This is a genomic window from Acetivibrio cellulolyticus CD2, assembly GCF_000179595.2.
In the GTDB taxonomy this organism is placed as follows: Bacteria; Bacillota; Clostridia; order Acetivibrionales; family Acetivibrionaceae; genus Acetivibrio; species Acetivibrio cellulolyticus.
Genome location: NZ_JH556653.1, coordinates 101,071 through 120,725 on the forward strand (window position 1 = coordinate 101,071; position 19,655 = coordinate 120,725).

Here is a 19,655-nt window from a genome sequence, read left to right on the forward strand (position 1 = left end):
TTTGCTGTAAAGGATGTAAGCTTTGAATTAATGCAGGGAGACTATCTTTATATTGTTGGAGAAAACGGCTCGGGCAAAAGTACTTTAATGAAAGGCATTCTAGGTCTATTGAAACCTGCCAATGGTCAGATTATATTTAACGGATTAAAACAAAAGGAAATAGGCTATCTTCCTCAACAAACAGTTATTCAAAAAGATTTTCCGGCAAGTGTATATGAGGTAGTACTTTCAGGTTGTTTAAATCGGCATGGATTTATGCCGTTTTATTCAAAAAAAGATAGAGAAAATGCTAAAAATAATATAAAACATCTTGGGATTGAAGCATTTAAAAAGAAGTCTTACCGTGATTTATCTGGCGGGCAACAACAGCGCGTGCTTTTAGCACGTGCTCTGTGCGCTACCGATAAGCTATTAATGCTGGATGAACCGGTTTCAGGTCTTGATCCCGTAGTGACTTCTGAAATGTATTCCTTGCTTTATGAGCTAAATTATAAACATGGTATAACAATAATTATGATATCCCATGATATAAAGAGTGCTGTTCAATATGGAAATAAGATTTTACATATGCAAACATCATCTTTGTTTTTTGGCTCCACAACAGAATATATGAATACAGATATAGGTATTAGAATGATGGGGGCTTAAAAAATGATTAATTTATTGCAGGAGCTTTTTTCTTATTCCTTTATTATAAGAGCATTAGTGGTAGGTATACTCGTTTCTTTATGTGCATACTTGCTTGGAGTGAGTCTTGTTTTAAAGCGTTATTCTATGATTGGTGATGGACTCTCCCATGTTGGCTTTGGAACTTTGGCAATTGCAATGTCATTAAATCTTGCACCTCTGCAGGTTTCAATACCTGTGGTCCTTTTGGCGGCATTTTTATTGCTTAGGTTAAGCGAAAACAGTAAAATTAAAGGCGATGCCGCTATAGCACTTATTTCAAGCAGTTCTCTTGCAATAGGTGTTATTACAATAGGATTAACCACAGGAATGAACGCTGATGTATGTAACTATATGTTCGGAAGTATACTTACAATGAGTAAAGGAGATCTTTACCTTAGCGTAACTGTATCAGTTGTAGTACTGATTTTATATGTACTTTTCTATAATAAAATATTTGCAGTTACATTTGATGAAAGCTTTGCAAAAGCCACTGGCACAAAAACAGGTTTATATAACATGCTTATTGCATTTCTTACTGCATTGATAATTGTAGTAGGAATGAGAATGATGGGAGCATTACTTATATCCAGCCTTATTATTTTCCCTTCTTTAACATCTATGAGGGTATTTAAAAGTTTTAAGAGCGTTGTAATCAGTTCAACTATACTATCGGTTACTTGTTTCTTTATTGGTTTAGTCGCTTCTTTTCAGTTTTCAACTCCTGCAGGTGCAAGCGTTGTAGTAGTAAACCTCGGAGCATTCTGTATGTTTTTCATTGCTGGACTGGTTCAAAAAAAGTTTAATATAAATGGAGGTTAATAATGAAAAAAATATTTATTTTTACGTTATTTATTTTAATTATATTTCTTGCCGGATGTAACAAGAAACCATTGTTAAGTGAACCTAGTACAACATCTATAGCCGAAGAGCAGACAGATAAATCAGCAGTGGTTTCAACACCGGAAGATCAAACAAATAGCAGTGGAAATGTGGTTAAAATAAGTGAAAGGTTCTTTATTCAACAGTGCAATGATATATATACCAATCTCAATGATTATAAAGGTAAGACCATTCAGTTAGAGGGCATGTATGATTCATATACTGACGAGGAAACAGGTAAAACACGTCATGCGGTGATTCGAAAAAGTCCTGGCTGCTGTGGAAATGATGGCGTTGTGGGATTTGAATTTTCCTATGACGGGCAAATGCCTAAGCTCAATGAATGGATTAAGGTAACTGGAACATTGGAGGTTGAAGAATCCGAAGACATCATATTACACCTTTCAAAACTTGAAGTTTTAGAAATACGCGGCAAAGAATTTGTGACAAATTAACTTAGAACAAAAAGGAACAAGTGGTACATACGTATATAAAGCTCTCTTAGGCAAGGAGCTATATGCTGAGATGGCTAAAGCATATGGCGTATTTGAGAAATTATCTTTGCAATAATATAGGAATAAATTAAGTGATGGAGGCAAATAAAGTGCGATTTCTAATAACGGGTGGTTCGGGATTTTTGGGGATAAACCTTACAAGATTCCTTGTAAATAAGGGATATGATGTGACAGTATATGACATCGCAGAATTTAATTACCCTGATATGATGGGTATTGTTAAAAGTGTAAAAGGTGATGTTAGAGACAGAGAAACTCTAAAAAATGCAATTAAAGATGTTGATATAGTTATACATGGAGCGGCTGCACTGCCTCTTTATTCGAAAGAAGATATTTATTCAACAAGTATAGAGGGGACAAAAAATGTACTGTCACTTTCAATGGAAAAAGGGATAGAACGTGTAATTTATATCTCTTCCACTGCTGTGTATGGCATTCCTGATCATCATCCACTGATAGAAACAGATAGACTAACGGGAGTTGGTCCTTATGGAGAAGCAAAAATAAAAGCTGAAGAGATATGCAATGAGTATAGAAAAAAAAGAATGGTAATTCCTATAATAAGACCTAAATCATTCATTGGTCCGGAACGACTCGGAGTTTTTGCACTTCTCTATGATTGGGCAAGCAGTGGTAAGAATTTTCCGATGATTGGTAATGGTAAAAATAGATATCAGCTTCTTGATGTTGAAGATTTGTGTGAGGCAATATATCTTTCGGCAATTGTAGACAAAGTGCTATGTAATGATACGTTTAATATCGGTGCCAAAGATTTTACAACAATGAGGGAGGATTATCAGGCAGTACTTGATGAAGCAGGTTTTGGTAAAAGAATAATAGGCTTTCCTGCAAAGCTGGTTGTTGTGGCACTAAAAATTTTAGAAGCAATGAAGCTTTCTCCTTTATATGAGTGGGTGTATGAGACTGCGGGAAAGGATTCTTTTGTAAGTATTGAAAAGGCACAGAAAATTTTAGGGTTTAATCCGAAGTATTCAAATAAAGATGCGTTGCTTAGAAACTATAAATGGTATCGTGAAAATAAAGATAAATTTGAAGATAAGTCCGGAGTTACACACAGAGTTCCATGGAGTCAAGGAATATTACGTTTGGCAAAAATATTTTTCTAAGCAAGGTGATTTCCAAAAAATAACTGGTCAATTGCCATTTCAAAAAATTTGATGTGACGGGCTTTGTGACCCATACCTAAAAAAAGGTGTTGTTTTATGAAAAACTCAAAAACAGTAATAGTTACAGGTGCAGCCAAGGGGATTGGTAAAGAAACTGCTGATTTATTTGCACGGAACGGATATAACGTGCTGATAAACTATAACAACTCAAAATGCCAGGCTTATGAGTTTTGTCACAGCTTGATAAAGCAAGGCTTAAGTGCTGATGTTTTTAAAGCTAATGTAGCTATCCGTTCAGAGGTAGATAAGATGGCAGACTATTGTATTCAAAAATTCGATAGTATTGACGTGCTTGTTAACAATGCAGGCATTTCAAAAATAACAGTATTTGGGGATATCTATGAAACTGAATGGGATGAGGTTATATCAGTAAATCTCAAAGGAGTATTTAATTGTTGCCAGTCTGTACTTCGGTATATGCTGAAAAATAAAAAAGGCAGGATAATTAATGTATCATCAATATGGGGTATAACAGGTGCGTCTTGTGAAGTGCATTATTCAGCTTCGAAAGCTGGGGTTATAGGTCTTACAAAAGCACTTGCGAAGGAGCTTGGTCCATCAAACATACAAGTAAATTGCATAGCTCCGGGAATAATTGAAACTGATATGAATTCATGTATGTGCAATGAAGTGAGTAAAAACCTGAAAGAAAACACACCATTAATGAGATTTGGAACTGCATTAGAAATAGCTCATAGCATTTTATTTCTTTCATCCGAAGGAGCAGATTTTATTACAGGGCAGGTTATAAGCCCGAATGGAGGATTTATTATATAATTCTCTCGAAAAATTGTTCTAAATCTCTTTTCAAAACTATGGAAATAACATATAATAGTAAATGCAAATGCAAATCATTTGCAATTGTACAACTCTTACCATATAGACAATGAGTATTTCTTGTAAAAAATCTAAATGCAAATGATATGCATTTGGGATATTTTGAGTTGTACGAGGAGGAGCAATATGCAAAAAGCGAGAGGGTTTTTAGCAATAATTGTTTTAAGTGCATTTCTTTTATCGGTATCGGGTTGTGGAGTTCCAAGTGTAAAATCATCAACACGTGAAAATAGTAAGCTGAGGGTAATTACAACGCTTTTCCCACAATTTGATTTTGTGAGGGAAATAGGAAAAGATAAGGTAGATGTAAGTCTTTTACTGCCGCCAGGAGTAGAAGCACACTCCTTCGAACCGTCTCCGCAAGATATTGTCAGCATACAAAAATCAGGTGTTTTTGTTTATACTGGTGAGTTTATGGAACCTTGGGCACATAAGGTTATTGAAAACACAAAAAACAAAAACCTTATTGTTGTTGATTCAAGTAAAGGGATTGATCTGATGGATGAAGAGGAGCATGACCACGAGCATACAGAAGGAACTAACAAAGAAGCTGTTGAAACAGAACCTGAAGAGGAGGAGCACGACCATGGAGGCAAAGACCCTCATATATGGCTCGATCCGGTGTATGCCCAAAAGATGGTTGACAACATAGTTGAAGGTCTTTCAAAAGCTGATTCGAAAAATGAAAACTTTTATAAAGAGAATGGAGAAAGCTACAAAAAACAGCTGCAAGACCTTGATAAAAGCTTTACGGAAGCATTCAAAAAAACAAAATATAAAACTATCATGTATGGAGGACATTTTGCCTTCGGTTATTTTGCAAAAAGATATGGGCTTACTAATATTTCGCCATACAGTGGTTTTTCACCTGATGCAGAACCCAATCCGCAGAGGATTGCAGAACTTATAAAAAACATGAAGGAGTCAGGCTCAAAAGTAATATTTTATGAAGAATTGATTGAACCTAAGGTCGCAAAGGTCATATCTGATCAAACTGGTGCGACAATGCTTCTTTTGCACGGTGCTCACAATGTTTCAAAAGATGAGATAAATTCAGGAATTACTTATATAAAGATCATGCAGGATAACCTTATAAAATTGAAGCAGGGGCTGGGATATAATGAGTAGTATATTGAAGGTAGAAAAGCTTTCGATGAGGTATGGTAAAACAGAGGTCCTGACCGATATCAATTTTGATGTCGAGGAAGGAGATTACATTGGAGTAGTAGGACCAAATGGTTCTGGAAAAACAACGTTGATGAAAGGGCTTTTAGGCCTTTTGCCTCCTGGAAGCGGCAAAATAGAATATAATAAGAGTATTTTGGGGAGTAGCTTTCCAGGCTATCTTCCTCAGAAAACAGTCAGTAACGATAAATTATTTCCTGCAAAAGTAAAGGAGATTGTTTCGCTGGGCTTGCTGGCAAATAAAAGATATCCGAGATTCATATCTTCAGGAGATAATGAAAGAATAATGGCTGTATTGGAAAAGTTGAAAATATCGGAACTGAAAGACAGAAAAATAGGCAATTTGTCTGGTGGACAGCAGCAAAGGGTGCTTTTAGCAAGGGCATTAGTGAACAATCCCAAAATGCTGATTCTTGATGAACCGACAAGTGCACTTGACCCTCAAATCCGGGAAGAGTTATATGAAATTATAAGGACATTAAATGCCGAAGATAAAGTTACGGTACTGCTTGTTTCCCATGATGTCGGTTCCATTGGAAAATATACAAAGAAGATGCTGTATCTTGATAGGCGTATGGTATTCTTCGGAAGCTATGCTGAGTTTTGTAAATCAAAAGATATGACAGAGTATTTTGGTTTCTTTGCTCAACATCATTTTTGTTGGAGGCATGCAGATGGAAAATGTGATTTTATTGATAATTGAATCGTTTACTTATGATTTTATCCTCAAAGCATTGTTGGTAGGGTCGCTTATTTCAATATGCTGCTCATTTTTAGGAATATTTCTTGTACTTAAAAAGCACGCTATGATTGGAGACGGACTCGCACATGTAAGCTTTGCAACGGTAGCAATTGCACTGCTGCTTTCGGCATCTCCATTACTGGTTTCCATACCGTTGGTAATTCTTGCTTCTTTTCTAATATTAAAGCTCAATGAAAAAGCAGATCTTCATGGAGATGCAGCAATTGGTCTTGTATCTTCTTTTGCAGTGGCAGCAGGTGTACTCATTTCAAGTGTGGCAAACGGGTTTAATGTTGATTTGTTCAGTTATCTGTTTGGAAGTATACTTGTAATAGGTGATTTGGATGTAATTCTTTCAGTCATATTGTCAGTTGTAGTGATTATTGTAATAGTGATTTTCTATAATGATTTGTTTGCTGTTACATACGATGAAGAGTTTTCAAGGGTTATTGGCCTAAAGACACGCACAATGAACTATCTTATATCGGTCCTTACTTCAATTACAATTGTTCTTGGCATACGGGTTGTAGGAACAATGCTGATTTCAAGCATGATTATATTTCCTACAGTTACAGCCCTGCAACTGTCAAAAGGGTTTAAAAGCACCATACTTGTTTCATCGGTTGTATCTGTCACATGCGTAATATTAGGAGTAATCGTTTCATTTGTTTTTAATTTGCCGACCGGTGCGACTATAGTTGGGTTGAATGCTGTTTGCTTTGCTATTTTCTTTACAATTAAGAAATTGAGTCTTATATAGATGATATTATATAGAGATAACAAGTTGTCGTTTTTGTTTGCAAAGGATGATGAGAATGGGTCAGAGTAATAACAGGGAATTGTTTAATGATAAAGGAATAAAGTTTACAAATCAAAGGAATATAACCTTTAATGTATTACGGCAGGCGGATTTACCAATAACTGCAGAACAAGCATTTATGAAGGCTAAACAGGTTGATTCAACGATAAGTTTATCTACTGTATATAGGATTCTTGATATGTTTGTAAGCAAGGGACTGGTTCTCAAATCAAATATTTTGGATGATAATAAGGCTATGTTTGAACTTAACAGAATGGAACACAAGCATCATTTGATTTGTATAGGATGTAAGAAAATCATAGTGATTGACAACTGTCCGTTGGAGGTATATGAAAAGACTTTAGAACAAAAGACCAAGTATCAGATTACAGCCCATAAGCTGGAGATATTTGGCTTTTGCCAGTTGTGTCAGGAAAAAGGGGGAGAAATACAATGTTAAAAACAAGTATTAATATAATTTCCGGCTTTCTTGGAGCAGGGAAGACAACCCTGATAAAAAAGCTGTTATCTGAAGAACTGAAAAATGAGAAAGTTGCAATTATAGAGAATGAATTCGGTGAAATTGGTATAGATGGAAACATACTAAAGGAAACAGGTGTTTCGGTCAGGGAAATCAATTCGGGCTGTATTTGCTGTACCTTGGTGGGAGACTTCAGTAAGGCAATAAAGGATATTATTGAAAGCTATCACCCAGACAGAATTATCATTGAACCTTCAGGTGTCGGCAAGCTTTCCGATGTGGTCAAGGCTTGTGAAGCAAGGGAAATCAGTCATCTTGTCGAGGTGAAAATAAAACTGGCAGTTGTGGATGCTTCAAAGTATCAGATATATATCAGAAATTTCAACGAGTTTTATGAAAACCAGATAAAAAGTGCGAAAACAATAATTTTAAGTAGAACAGATGTCATAGATGCTCAAAAGCTTCAAAAGGTGATTAAAGAAATCCGTGAAATAAATCCAAATGCGGAAATTGTAACTACACCATGGCCTGAGATTCCAGCAGTAAAGCTTTTGGAGCTTGCAGAGCATGGGGATGAGGAGATAAGGAAGGTATTGGTAAGTATTTCAAAGTGCAGTGGAAATCATAATCAACATCATGACCAAAGCAAATGTGAATGTAATTCCCATGATGGGCACAGCAATTGTGGGTGCAAATCCCATGACGACCAACACAATCATAATGCGGATGATATATTCCAGGTGTTTGGAGAAGAAACGACGGAGATATTTTCTTTTACAAAGCTAAAAAACTGCATTGGTCAACTGGCAGATGAAGACAGATTCGGCAAGGTCCTCAGGGGAAAAGGCCTTATAAAGACTGATTCAGGTTGGAAAAAGTTTGACTATGTCCCCGAAGAGCAGACGTTTATAGATATAGAACCTGAATTTACAGGCAGATTGTGCATTATAGGAGCGGGTTTAAATAAAAATGCTATAAGCGATCTTTTTAATGAGGTAAAACTATGATGAGGGGTATTGATACAATCATTTTCACCGGCTTCCTTGGTGCCGGAAAAACAACAGCTATAAATGGGTTTCTTAAAAGTGAACTATGTAATAAAAAGAAGATATTGGTGGTTCTTTGTGAGCAAGGGGAACAAGAAATCATAAATTCGGAGCAGTTGAAGGTTGAACTTTCAATAGAAGAAATAAAAAAGGATGCTGAATTAAATGACTCTGTGTTGAAAGAAATGATCTCAAAGCATAAACCAGATCTTATTATCATAGAACTTAACGGTATGAAGAATCCTAAGCATGAACTGGATGAACTGGAAAACAGTGAAATTCATATTGCAAGGATTGTGAATGTAGTTGATGCAAAAATGTATGAATTTTTTGCAGGTCTCTCAAGCAATATAACAAACGAGCAGATTGCTTGCAGCGATATAAACCTTATAAACTTTATTGATAAAGTGAATCAGGATAAGCAGAAAGCTGTGAGTGAAATTATAAAGTCAGTGGATACTGATGCAAGTATTATTAAGTTGTCAGAACCAGACGATTTTACCTCAATTGCGGATAAGGGATTTATCATGCGTGTAAAAAGGAGCGGCTTTCTAAGCAAAACTTCTAACAAGCTGTTAGCTTTAGTACTGGTACTTGTAATGATTTATATCGGTGCATTGGTTATTACTTCAATAAATTTTGGGAGTATTGATTTTACAGGTGTACAGGATTTTTCAACAATTTTTGTCAGCCTTATTATGCAGGCCTTTCCCTTTTTGATGGTGGGTACAATCATTTCGGCAGTAATTCAAGTATTCGTTTCGGAGGAGAGGTTTGTAAAGTTTTTTCCTAAAAACAAGCTGCTATCCTTTGGAGCGGCAATTCTCTCGGGATTTTTTCTTCCTTTGTGCGATTGTGCTGTGGTGCCTGTGGCAGCAAGGCTTATAAAAAAGGGCGTGCCTGTTCCGGCTGCGGTAACCTTTATGCTGGCGTCTCCAATCGTTAATCCAATTACAATTGCAGCTACATTTTATGCGTTTCCTGGACAAGCCTCCATCGCTTTTTACAGAGTTTGTATTGGAGTGACGCTGGCATTGGCTGTGGGTATTGTCTGGATGCTTTTTTCTGAAGACGCAGAGGTGACACTAAACAGGAAATGGAAGCTTTTTTGTGATTGCGGATTCTGTGAAGCCGATGGAGTGCAGGGAATAGAAAAAAACAGTAGGCTAGGTGCAGTGCTCAAGCATTCAGCAGATGAATTTTTTAGTGTTGGACGTTTCCTGATTCTTGGTGCTGCCATTTCAAGCCTTGTGCAGGTAGTACTTTCAAAGGAATGGTTGACTGGATTTGCAGGAAACCCGGTATGGTCAGTTGCGGTAATGATGCTTGCAGCATTTTTGATGTCGGTTTGTTCTACGGCGGATGCTTTTATTGCAAGAAGCTTTGCCACAGTAGTTCCAATGCAGGGAGTAATGAGCTTTATGGTTTTAGGACCGCTTCTGGATATAAAAAACGTGTTGATGATGTCAGGTTGTTTTAAAAAGAGGTTTATTGCTATAACAGCATTTTTTACAATTGCTATAGGATATTCGGTATTAGTGGTAGCAACAAATATTATTTATAGGTGATTAAAATGATGGGATTATTATATAGAATAAATAAAGCAGTATTATATAAAATTTCTGTAATGCTTGTATTTGCCGGTTTTTTTCTCGTAGCAAGTTTTAATGGGAAAGCAAAACTATACATACATCCGAAACTTGTACCTATGTTGGTTATGTGTGCATTTGTTTTTATCGCTATTTCTTTTGTATTGTCAAAGGATTTGTTCACAGGCGGCAGGAAAGCAAAAATCAATTTTTCCATGCTTATTTTTATTCCACCGCTGCTTATGGCTTTGATAATCCCTGCAAAACCAGTTGCAAACAACTTTTCGGCGTATAATTCTGCCAATCAGTACTTGCAAGGTCCATCGGGAATTTCAGCAGATAATGGGAAGCAAATTCAGCAACAGGCTGATCAGACAAGCAATCCAGAGGATACATCAGGCGATGCTTATGAAGATGGTAGCGATAGTGAAACTGAAGTTCCGCAATTTCAGATTAAGGACAACAAAATTGTAATTAGAGATAATAATTATTTAAAGTGGATGGAAGAAATCTGCAATAACACATCAAAGTATGAAGGAAAAGAAATTGAACTTATTGGGTTTGTTTTCAAAGATAATAATTTCAAGGAGAATGAGTTTGTTGCAGCAAGGTCTGTAATGGCATGCTGTGCTGCTGATACACAAGTAGTTGGTTTTATGTGCAAGTATAATGAAGCTTCTTCCTTGAAAAAGAACTCCTGGTATAAATATTCGGGAAAAATAATAATGTACACATATGAAGGCAAGCAAATGCCTGCTATCGAGATAGAAAATATGATTTCGGTTGAAAAACCCAAAGATGAATACTTATATCCGTATTAAACTTATCAGTTTTTTCTTTGTAATTATTGGGTATAACTTAAAATTAAGATATATTAATGATGAATGCAGGAAAAGGAGGGGGTCAAATGAGTATATTTAAATGCTCAATCTGTGGTTTTACATATGATGAAGCCGCAGGACTGCCGGAAAAAGGTATTGCTCCGGGAACAAAGTGGGAGGATATTCCTCATGATTTTCTCTGCCCATGGTGTGGTGCACCAAAGTCGGCATTTGGGGAAGAGAAAGAACAAGTAATTGTTGCTACGACTGCAGCTCCTGAGGATGAAGATTTTGAAAGCTTAAGAGAGCTTTCAGCGGGCGAACTCAGTGCATTATGCTCCAACCTTGCCAAGGGCTGTGAGAAACAACACCTCACAGAAGAAATGGATTTATTTAACCAGCTTGCTGATTACTATAAAAGCAAGGTTCCTGTCCAAAACGGGAAAGGGTTTGATGCTGTAGCAAAGCTTTTGAATTCTGATTTGACAGAGGGTTACGCCAAAGCTAATGCATCAGCATCAGCAAAAGCAGACAGAGGAGCATTACGGTCACTTGTTTGGAGCGAAAAGGTAAGCAGAATGATAAAATCCCTTCTTGACAGATATTCTAAAGAAGGCGATGCAATGCTTTTAAATACAAAGATTTATGTTTGTGACATTTGCGGCTTCGTATATATAGGGAATAACCTGCCGGAAATTTGTCCAGTATGCAAAGTGCCTAATTACAAAATTTCGCAGATAGGAAGGAGGTAAGACTATGCCAGCTGTGAGAAACATCAGATTATGTACAAAAGACTGTATGTGCCTTTATGTATGTCCGACAGGGGCAACAGATACCGAAAACAGTATAATTGATGTAAGCAAATGTATAAAAGGCTGCAGGAAGTGTGTAGATGCCTGTCCATCCGGAGCAATTTCACTCCTTCCAGATGAATATCCTCCACAGCAGCCAAAGACTGATAATGTAGTGAATGCCTTGCACTCTTTAGCTCAAAGTAAAGTTGAACAGGAAAGTATTGCTGCTGATATATCTAGATCAAGTGATAATGCAATTACTCGTCAATTTGCAGAGGCAGTTTCTAAATCTAACAGACTTATGGCAGAAGATTTAATCAGAGAATCTGGATATATGCTCCCTCAGAGCGATGAGGTGAGAAGTTTACTGGAATCTATGACTCAAAATCCCCCAAAGGACTTTCCTTTGGAGGCCGCAGAAAAGTTATTAATGAAGCTCAAAAGAGCAAAATCAAATAATGAAAATAAAGGAGAGGGTACCATGAATATTAAAGGAACAAAAACGGAGAAAAATCTTGCAGCGGCATTTGCCGGTGAATCACAGGCAAGGAACAAGTACACATACTTTGCATCTGTTGCAAAAAAAGAAGGCTACGAGCAAATTGCAGCAATATTTGAAGAAACCGCAAACAATGAAAAAGAACACGCAAAACTATGGTTCAAGGCACTTGGTGAACTCGGAGACACAGCGGCTAATCTGCTTCATGCAGCAGAAGGTGAAAACTATGAATGGACTGATATGTATGAAGGATTTGCAAAGGATGCAGAAGCAGAAGGCTTTACTGCACTTGCCGCTCAGTTCAGAATGGTTGCAAAAATAGAGAAGGCTCACGAGGAAAGATACCGTGCACTTCTTAAGAATATTGAAATGCAAAAGGTATTTGAAAAAGCAGAAGAAACCATGTGGGAATGCCGTAACTGTGGCCATCTTGTAATGGGTAAGAAAGCACCTGAGGTTTGCCCTGTCTGTGCACATCCGAAAAGCTTTTTTGAAGTGAGAAAAGAAAACTATTAAATTCGTTTGAATTGCTTTTTGTTTTTAGGATGAAGAAAAAATTAACCATGCTCACTTCGCTTGATGTGAGTGTGGTTAATTTTGTATATTTGCAATATTTTTATATAATAGATCTATTAAAATAATGATAACACTTGACATTGTCCTTGGGGCAGGCATTAAACTCTAAATGAAATGAAAATCTGAAATTTTGGAGGAATGAATTTGTATACAAGAGGACAATTTGCACTTATTGGAAAACATATTCTTTTACTTTTAGAGGGATGTGTATGCATCGTATGCGTTTATATGAAAATGAGAAACTATCTCTCAAAAAACTCGATAGTCTTTCTCCAGGAATCTGCTTGTGCATATGCATTTCCAGCTATTGTACCGCCTGTTTCAAAAACCAGTCTTGGTAACATCTTCATACTCAGTGTTACACTTAACGGGATGATATAGGGTAAAGGAAAAGGATGCCCAGTTTCTTTATACTTAAAGAAGTTGAAGCTGTAGCTGTAGTTGTTTCTTTTCAGTATATTCATCAGATCATCACAGCCATCACTGGAATTCCAGATATTATCGTTTTCGCCTGCAATCAATAATATGTCAGCTTTTGCGTTCTCAATTTTTATCCGAGCTTCTTCCTTGTTTTCAGCTTGATCTATACCAGTCTTATATGTATAAGCATATCCAAAAGATTTATTTTTAATAAAACAGTCCAGCATGTTCAAAAATAAAAGACGGTTCTTCAGGCGAATGAAAGGCAGTGGACTTCCTGCCATTGTCCAGGATGAAACATTTCTATAGTTTAGGCCTTGAAAGCAATAAGCATGCGGTGCAAATGCTGCAACCTTTTTTATAAAAGGATATCTTACCGCAAGCAACAATGCCAACTCTCCGCCCTTGGAGGTTCCATGTAGGTAAAAGTCATTACCACTTGTTATAGGGCTTTTTTGAAGCCATTGAAACACTTTGTCAAAATAATCAAGCGGAATTTCTGCAAGCTTTTTAGATAGTCCTTCAGCATTGAAGTATGCTACAGATAAAACATTGTATGCATATGTAGCGAGCGGAGCGGCAATTAGAGAAAGTGCTGACATATTCCCGTCCGATCCGCCTATAAGCACAATTGTTTTATTGTTGGAACTTGAGTTATAATACAATTCACCAACAAAGCCATCTGTAATTTTTTGAGTTTTGACATCGCCACGCTTAAATAGTCGTTCAATTTTGGTGCATATCCTGTCATTTTCATATTCAGCAATAAATTCTATGAATAGGCTGTTATTCGCGGAAATGTTTTTTACAATATCCTCAAGCTTTCCTTTGACCATTTTCATCGATACAATCAAGCCCATGGCATCAGCAAAATCATATGTGCCAGAATCAGGTTTCTGCACTGATAAGTCGACATTGCCTTCCGAGTCGGCAGTAAACCAGGCAAAGGACTCGAATGCGGTATTTACTGCCCAAGGTAAACTCATGATTGCACTTATTTTTACTTTTCCGAATGGTGATACACCTGAGATTTTAATACTTAATTTTTCATCACAAAGTGCAATTGCTGGTTCAACATTAAACTTCATATCTATGACCTCTTTCTGAATATTTTAACTAGCTGCTCCTTCACTTGAACACAAATCATTTTTGATTATCGGAAGGGTACCTTCTCCGAGCGAATTCCTGCAAGGCTCTTTCTTGTTCTTCCTTTGTTACCTCCAGGTTATCAATCTCTTCTTCAAAGCCGCTCTGGTCTTCTCCGTCAAAACGATATAGTTTTTTCAGCAAGCACCAAAGTGTCTCCAATTCTTTGCTCGAAAAATCCCTAAAAAGATCTGTAAAAAATGTAATTCCTTTTTCCCCGCATTCCAGCATGACTTGCTTCCCGGCTTCGGTCACTCTAACATTGATTGCACGCTTATCGCGCGGGCTTGGCACTGTTGCAACATAACCCTTCTTTTCGATGGTATTCATCAGTACATTTGTATTTTGTTTTGACGTTCCAAGCTTTCTTGCAATGTTGTTGAGTGTTGTCTCGTCTTCCGGAAGGTGTAATACTGCCAGTATTGCCATAAACTGTCTTGAAGTCAGCTTATCAAAGTATTTGTCGCCTTCAATCTGAATTTTGTTTGCCAGCGAAAAAAGTGTTGCATATGTCTGCTGCATCAACGAGTATTCTTTGAGTGCTTTGTTGGTTTCCAAAATGGGTTACTCCTTTCAAAATAGACAACATATTGACTTTATAATTGTATCAGATGAAAGTAAATTAGTCAATATATTGTCTAAATAAAAATGGTTAAATACAAGAGAGCGTTGAGTAATTATTGTTTGATGTATGGATTAAAAAGAAAAGAATAATATGTTTAATGACTTAAGTAATTGTTGATTAAGTCTACAGCTGCATTAACAAGTCTGTTCCGGTCTGTTTTGTTTTCATTAAAAACAATGATATTAACAGGTATAGGGTCAGGAATGTTCCACGCACCAAACAATAGTACGGTTATTGGCAGTGCACCGCATGAACACAGGGGAGTGGAATCAGGAACGCTTGCTACGATGCACAACATCGGAATGGTCATAGGAGTAGCCGTTTCTGGAGCACTGTTTTCTTCAAGTCAGAGTGAAGCCATGAATATGTTTGCTTCGCAGTATGTATCAGATTCTTTGCTGAAAAGTAGTGTGTTTGTATATGCATTGCATATTACCTTTTTAGCTGCAGTAATCGTTGCTTTAATAGCCATAGTAGCCTCTCGTAAGGGGAAAAGTAAACAAAGAAGATATGGTATTAGAAAATAGTCTCAATGAAGGAAAGACAGTATAAAAATGATTTTTATGATTTTTAGTGGGTTGAGTTGCTATTAAGAAAACCATATTCAATTGACTGGTTATTATCATAACTATATAATTTTTATAAGATTAGTTCGTTGTTGTAATAAACTACGAACTAACGATTATTTGTATAAACCTAATATAAACTGTAAAAACAAATAAAAGAAGGTGAACATAATGAAGACATTTTTAAAAATGCATCCCAGAAATGTCTTAACCTCTATACAACAAAAAATATATAATTGTATAGAGGAGAGTATAGTAAATGAATAGATTAGATAGACCAGTATTTACAAGTGAGACTATCAAGGCAATGGAGGACATGTCGTTTTTTGCCCATTCTCTTATTTTTGACGACTTAGTGATTGTTGCCCAAAGAGAAACAAACTGCTTTGTATTAAAGACTAATGACGGTTTGATTGTTATTGATGCCATTTGGCCGAATAAAAAGGTTTTTGATGCCATAATAGAAGCAATTATAGATGTAGGCTGGAATCCCGATACCATAAAAACACTGGTCTTGACTCATGGTCACGTCGATCATACCGGATGCGGCAAGTGGTTTGTTGAACAATATCATGTTGAGACATACCTCTCTAAAACAGATGATATTTACTGGCAGGAACATCCGACAAAGCCGGACAGACCAGAAACATGGAAAGACTACAGTATTGACCATTATCTGCAGGATGGAGACACCATAAAACTAGGCGACAAGACCATTTACGTCTACAGTACGCCCGGCCATACTCCAGGATGCTTGAGTTATATAATCCCTGTAAAAGAAAATGGGGAGGTTCTTATGGCATCCTTATGGGGAGGTGCTACACCTCCTTGGACAAAGGCCGGAGTAGAACAATACTTAAAATCGTTGGACTACTTCGTCAGTGTGGCAATTCAAAAAAAGGTGGATGTGGTTTTAAGCAATCATACAGCGATTGATAATGGTCTGGAACGCATTGCATACTCAAGAGAACGGCTAGCCTATATGCCTAACGTCTATGTAATAGGAACAGATGGATTTCAAAAATATTGTCAGGTTTTTCGTACAATGAGTTATGAAATTCTGGAAAGATTATAGGGGCTAACGTTAATAAACTGTGGAATTTAAATCAGGATTGGAAATTCAAATAGAAAGGTGAAATTATAAAGACCGCCAATTGGGGAGTGAGACTCTCCGATTGGCGATTTTTATGATATATTCAGATTTTTAGTTGTGGCAGCCATGTTCATGCTCATGGCAAGAGTCACCAGAGTCAGTAACGGCTCCTTCAAGCCATTTGAGGGCTACGGACTTAACGTCGCCAGAACATCCTCGCAATACTTCTATACCTGAATTGTTTAAGACTCTTACAGCTCCTTCACCCATGTTTCCTGCGAGCATTACTTTAACACCCATATCAGAAAGTATTGTTGCAATATTTGATTTACAGCCACAGCCTTCTGGAGATTTTACAATTTCAGAATCAAGTATTTCTTTTTTAGACGTATCGACGGTATAGACTGTGAAATATTCACAATGTCCAAAATGGTCGTCAATATTATTATGGCGAGAGGGTAATGCGATTTTCATAGTTCAAATTCCTCCAATTTATTATACTTTAAGAGCGAATGCTCAACTGTAGTTATTGACATATGCCCTTTATAAACATATTATATATTATAAAGGTCATATGTCAATAACTTAATTTAGGAGGTAAAATATGCCAAGACCGAGAAAGTGTAAAAGGGTATGTTCTTTACCGAAAAATAATTTGTTTGGACCAATCAATGGAATAGATGCTGATAAAGAAATTATTGTTATGACAGTGGACGAATATGAGACAATTCGGCTTATTGATTTAGAAGGGATGAATCAAGAAGAGTGTGCTGCTCGAATGAATGCTGCACGCACAACAATACAGAGAATATATTATGATGCACGCAAAAAGCTGGCAGAATCACTGGTGTATGGTAAAAGGATACAGATTGAGGGTGGAGACTATAAACTCTGTAGCGATGAAGAATCTTCATTTAAATGCGAAAGGTGTTGTAAAAATAAATGATTTAATCCAATAGAATGATTGTTGAGCTTATAACTACTCGAAAGGAAACGTATTATTTATGATTATAAAAACTTTGGTTGAAAACACATCAATATCGGATAATTACAAATGCGAACATGGCCTTAGTTTATACATTGAGACAGAAGTGCATAAGCTTTTGTTTGATTTGGGGCAGAAGGATTTATTTATCGAAAATGCAGCCAAAATGAAGATTGACTTGTCCCAAGTAGATACTGTAATTATATCCCATGGGCATTATGATCATGGTGGTGGACTTTCAGAATTCTTAAAAATAAATGATAAGGCAAAAATATATCTACAGGAAAAAGCTTTTGACAAACATTATTCCTTGAGAACAGAAGACACAAGTGCCAACATTGGATTGGATGAAGCGTTAAAATCAAATGATAGATTGGTTTTTAATACCGGATACCTGAAAATTGATGATGAGCTGGAACTATTTGCAGGGGTTAAAGGGAATGAGCTTTTATCTCTGTCAAATAAAACCTTGTTGATGGAAACTGAAGAAGGTATTAAAGAGGATACCTTTGAACATGAACAAAGCCTAATCATAACTGAAGCGGGCAAGCAGGTTTTAATTGCAGGGTGTGCACATAAAGGCATAGTCAACATAGTTAAGCATGCGATATCTCTTAAAGGTAGAGCAATGGAGCGGATTATAAGCGGATTTCATTTGTATAACCCAAGCACGAAAATTCCTGAAGCACCTGAATTGGTTGAACAAATTGCTGAGATGCTCAATTTGACAGGTTCTGGCTATTACACATGCCATTGTACAGGACTTGAGGCATACTCGATTTTGAAAAAAGTTATGAATGAAAATATTAAATATATGGCTACGGGTAGCGAAATTCTAATTTGATACAAAAGGAGCAGAAAAGATAAGTGAAAAATGAGTCCTTTGACTAAAGAAATTTTTGACTTATTCAGGTAAAATTAACTATAATTAATGTAGAGAGATAAAAACACGATCCGGGCTGGTCGCAAGCAAAGCTTGCTGCTCGCCTATGCGTCCTAGCTGGTAGTCCGGATGCAGGATTTCCTGTCAGTAACCTGCCCTCCTGGGGTTGTCCATTCTCTTAAAAGTAAACTTACAGGAGGAAGTACAAATGAATACAAAATTGACAGTCTTTTTTGAGGACCCTTTTTGGTTGGTGTATTTGAAAGGTTTGACGAAGGTTTGCTGGAAACTTCAAGAGTTGTTTTTGGGGCAGAGCCAAAGGATTATGAGGTCTATGCTTTTGTTCTTGAAAACTATTATAAGCTTAAGTTCAGCAGACCTATTAGAGTTGACTTTGAACCGGAAAAAAGGATAAACCCAAAGCGACTTCAACGAAAAGTTAGAAAAGAAACTTCTGATTCAGGTATTGGTACCAAAGCACAGCAAGCAATAAAATTGGAGTATGAAGCTCGAAAACAGGAACAGAAAAAGACTTCTAAGGAAAAACGTGAGGAGTTGGAGCAGCTTAAGTTTGAAAAAAGGCAGGAAAAAAGAAGGAAAAGAAAAAGTGGCATTAATATAAACGAGGAGTTGATAAGATGGGTTATTCATTGGATTTGAAAATGATTTCAATAAATGCGTATAAGGAAATCTTGAAAAATCAATATTTGCTACCGAGCAGAAAAATACTGCATCAGGATATGGATTCAAGTTTTGATGCCATACATAACTGTCAAATTAAAAATTTAGCTGAATTAAAGAATGCCTTGTCAACTACTCAGAAGCTTAGTGCATTTTCTGAAAAGTCTGGTTTGTTGAAAGAATACCTAACAATTCTAAGACGAGAAATCGGGAGCATTGAGCCAAAGATAGCCTTAATAAAAGATTTCCCTGATGTCGATGAGGAAACGATAAACTCATTGGCGGTTGAAGGGCTTAAATCCTCAAAGGATTATTATGAGTTTTATTATTCTCTGGAAGATAAGAATGAGATTGCTCAAAAGTTATCAATTTCAACTGATAAAGCACAGGAATTAATTTCACTATGTGACCTTGTCAGAATAAATGGTGTTGGAGCTGTTGCGGCTAAGAGTTTCTTCGATGCGGGATATAATTCTGTTTCTGATGTTGCAAACACAACTGCTGAAGAGATGTTGAAAAGAGTTTCAAAGGCCAATGATATCAAGCAATACTATAAAGCCAAGCTTGGTACAAAAGACATGCAGTTTTGTATTGATTTTGCAAGGATTATAGCAAATCTGGAGTATGTATAGTTTTT

Annotated in this window: 22 protein-coding genes and 1 pseudogene; 20 read left to right on the plus strand and 3 right to left on the minus strand. The window is 36.7% G+C overall.

Annotation, left to right across the window (positions count from 1 at the left end):
• The 14 genes from ACECE_RS0202745 to rbr form a co-directional block, all read left to right on the plus strand.
• A partial coding sequence (locus tag ACECE_RS0202745) for a metal ABC transporter ATP-binding protein (protein WP_010243919.1) occupies positions 1 to 648 on the plus strand: 648 nt, incomplete at its 5' end.
• A 3-nt stretch (positions 649 to 651) separates the two neighbouring features.
• A complete protein-coding gene (locus ACECE_RS0202750; RefSeq protein ID WP_010243920.1) occupies positions 652 to 1,488 on the plus strand; it encodes a metal ABC transporter permease in 837 nt (278 codons plus the stop codon).
• A gap of 2 nt (positions 1,489 to 1,490) precedes the next feature.
• Positions 1,491 to 2,003 (plus strand): TIGR03943 family putative permease subunit, encoded by a 513-nt coding sequence (locus tag ACECE_RS0202755; RefSeq protein WP_010243921.1) that lies wholly within the window; start codon positions 1,491 to 1,493, stop codon positions 2,001 to 2,003.
• A 149-nt stretch (positions 2,004 to 2,152) separates the two neighbouring features.
• Positions 2,153 to 3,190, plus strand: coding sequence for an NAD-dependent epimerase/dehydratase family protein (locus tag ACECE_RS0202760; RefSeq protein ID WP_010243922.1), 1,038 nt, complete (start codon positions 2,153 to 2,155; stop codon positions 3,188 to 3,190).
• Positions 3,191 to 3,286: 96 nt separating this feature from the next.
• Positions 3,287 to 4,027, plus strand: coding sequence for an elongation factor P 5-aminopentanone reductase (gene ymfI / locus ACECE_RS0202765; RefSeq protein ID WP_010243923.1), 741 nt, complete (start codon positions 3,287 to 3,289; stop codon positions 4,025 to 4,027).
• Between the two features lie 186 nt (positions 4,028 to 4,213).
• A complete protein-coding gene (locus tag ACECE_RS0202770) occupies positions 4,214 to 5,215 on the plus strand; it encodes a metal ABC transporter solute-binding protein, Zn/Mn family (RefSeq protein ID WP_010243925.1) in 1,002 nt (333 codons plus the stop codon).
• The gene (locus ACECE_RS0202775) at positions 5,208 to 5,975 is read left to right on the plus strand and encodes a metal ABC transporter ATP-binding protein (protein WP_010243927.1); all 768 of its coding nucleotides are present in this window, start codon (positions 5,208 to 5,210) and stop codon (positions 5,973 to 5,975) included. Before ACECE_RS0202770 ends, ACECE_RS0202775 begins: the two co-directional genes overlap by 8 nt.
• The gene (locus ACECE_RS0202780) at positions 5,947 to 6,774 is read left to right on the plus strand and encodes a metal ABC transporter permease (protein WP_010243929.1); all 828 of its coding nucleotides are present in this window, start codon (positions 5,947 to 5,949) and stop codon (positions 6,772 to 6,774) included. The genes ACECE_RS0202775 and ACECE_RS0202780 overlap by 29 nt, the downstream gene beginning before the upstream one ends.
• A gap of 55 nt (positions 6,775 to 6,829) precedes the next feature.
• Positions 6,830 to 7,273 carry a Fur family transcriptional regulator gene (locus ACECE_RS0202785; RefSeq protein ID WP_010243930.1) on the plus strand — a complete coding sequence of 148 codons (444 nt, stop codon included), beginning with the start codon at positions 6,830 to 6,832 and terminating at the stop codon, positions 7,271 to 7,273.
• A complete protein-coding gene (locus ACECE_RS0202790) occupies positions 7,267 to 8,301 on the plus strand; it encodes a CobW family GTP-binding protein (RefSeq protein WP_010243932.1) in 1,035 nt (344 codons plus the stop codon). Before ACECE_RS0202785 ends, ACECE_RS0202790 begins: the two co-directional genes overlap by 7 nt.
• Positions 8,298 to 9,908 (plus strand): permease, encoded by a 1,611-nt coding sequence (locus ACECE_RS0202795; protein ID WP_010243935.1) that lies wholly within the window; start codon positions 8,298 to 8,300, stop codon positions 9,906 to 9,908. The genes ACECE_RS0202790 and ACECE_RS0202795 overlap by 4 nt, the downstream gene beginning before the upstream one ends.
• A 5-nt stretch (positions 9,909 to 9,913) precedes the next feature.
• Positions 9,914 to 10,750, plus strand: coding sequence for a TIGR03943 family putative permease subunit (locus tag ACECE_RS28965; RefSeq protein ID WP_083878395.1), 837 nt, complete (start codon positions 9,914 to 9,916; stop codon positions 10,748 to 10,750).
• Between the two features lie 86 nt (positions 10,751 to 10,836).
• Positions 10,837 to 11,502: a rubredoxin gene (locus tag ACECE_RS0202805; RefSeq protein ID WP_010243937.1), complete on the plus strand. Its 666-nt coding sequence runs from the start codon at positions 10,837 to 10,839 to the stop codon at positions 11,500 to 11,502.
• A 523-nt stretch (positions 11,503 to 12,025) separates the two neighbouring features.
• Positions 12,026 to 12,559, plus strand: a complete 534-nt coding sequence (rbr, locus tag ACECE_RS31625) for a rubrerythrin (RefSeq protein WP_010244376.1) — start codon at positions 12,026 to 12,028, stop codon at positions 12,557 to 12,559.
• Positions 12,560 to 12,861: 302 nt separating this feature from the next.
• Here the strand turns inward: rbr and ACECE_RS0202815 are convergent, their stop codons facing one another.
• A complete protein-coding gene (locus ACECE_RS0202815) occupies positions 12,862 to 14,127 on the minus strand; it encodes an acyl-CoA thioesterase/bile acid-CoA:amino acid N-acyltransferase family protein (protein WP_010243939.1) in 1,266 nt (421 codons plus the stop codon).
• A gap of 55 nt (positions 14,128 to 14,182) precedes the next feature.
• Positions 14,183 to 14,743, minus strand: a complete 561-nt coding sequence (locus ACECE_RS0202820) for a MarR family winged helix-turn-helix transcriptional regulator (RefSeq protein ID WP_010243940.1) — start codon at positions 14,741 to 14,743, stop codon at positions 14,183 to 14,185.
• A 225-nt stretch (positions 14,744 to 14,968) separates the two neighbouring features.
• Between ACECE_RS0202820 and ACECE_RS0202825 the strand changes: the two genes are divergently transcribed.
• Together ACECE_RS0202825 and ACECE_RS0202835 are read left to right on the plus strand one after the other, a co-directional pair.
• Entirely contained in the window at positions 14,969 to 15,337 is a 369-nt protein-coding gene (locus ACECE_RS0202825) for an MFS transporter (protein WP_162862470.1), read from the plus strand.
• A 298-nt stretch (positions 15,338 to 15,635) separates the two neighbouring features.
• Positions 15,636 to 16,451 (plus strand): MBL fold metallo-hydrolase, encoded by an 816-nt coding sequence (locus ACECE_RS0202835; RefSeq protein WP_010243942.1) that lies wholly within the window; start codon positions 15,636 to 15,638, stop codon positions 16,449 to 16,451.
• Positions 16,452 to 16,580: 129 nt separating this feature from the next.
• Here ACECE_RS0202835 and ACECE_RS0202840 read toward each other — a convergent pair whose 3' ends face one another.
• Complete coding sequence (locus ACECE_RS0202840) at positions 16,581 to 16,943, minus strand: NifB/NifX family molybdenum-iron cluster-binding protein (protein ID WP_010243943.1); 363 nt, start codon at positions 16,941 to 16,943, stop codon at positions 16,581 to 16,583.
• Positions 16,944 to 17,073: 130 nt separating this feature from the next.
• On the opposite strand from ACECE_RS0202840, the gene ACECE_RS0202845 reads away from it, so the two are divergent.
• The 4 genes and pseudogenes from ACECE_RS0202845 (at position 17,074) to ACECE_RS0202860 (ending at position 19,650) form a co-directional block, all read left to right on the plus strand.
• A complete protein-coding gene (locus tag ACECE_RS0202845) occupies positions 17,074 to 17,415 on the plus strand; it encodes a DUF134 domain-containing protein (protein ID WP_010243945.1) in 342 nt (113 codons plus the stop codon).
• Between the two features lie 58 nt (positions 17,416 to 17,473).
• Complete coding sequence (locus ACECE_RS0202850; protein WP_010243946.1) at positions 17,474 to 18,298, plus strand: MBL fold metallo-hydrolase; 825 nt, start codon at positions 17,474 to 17,476, stop codon at positions 18,296 to 18,298.
• Between the two features lie 247 nt (positions 18,299 to 18,545).
• Positions 18,546 to 18,997: pseudogene (locus ACECE_RS26385) on the plus strand (YjdF family protein).
• Positions 18,976 to 19,650, plus strand: a complete 675-nt coding sequence (locus tag ACECE_RS0202860) for a DUF4332 domain-containing protein (RefSeq protein ID WP_010243948.1) — start codon at positions 18,976 to 18,978, stop codon at positions 19,648 to 19,650. Before ACECE_RS26385 ends, ACECE_RS0202860 begins: the two are co-directional and overlap by 22 nt.
• Positions 19,651 to 19,655 lie beyond the last annotated feature (5 nt).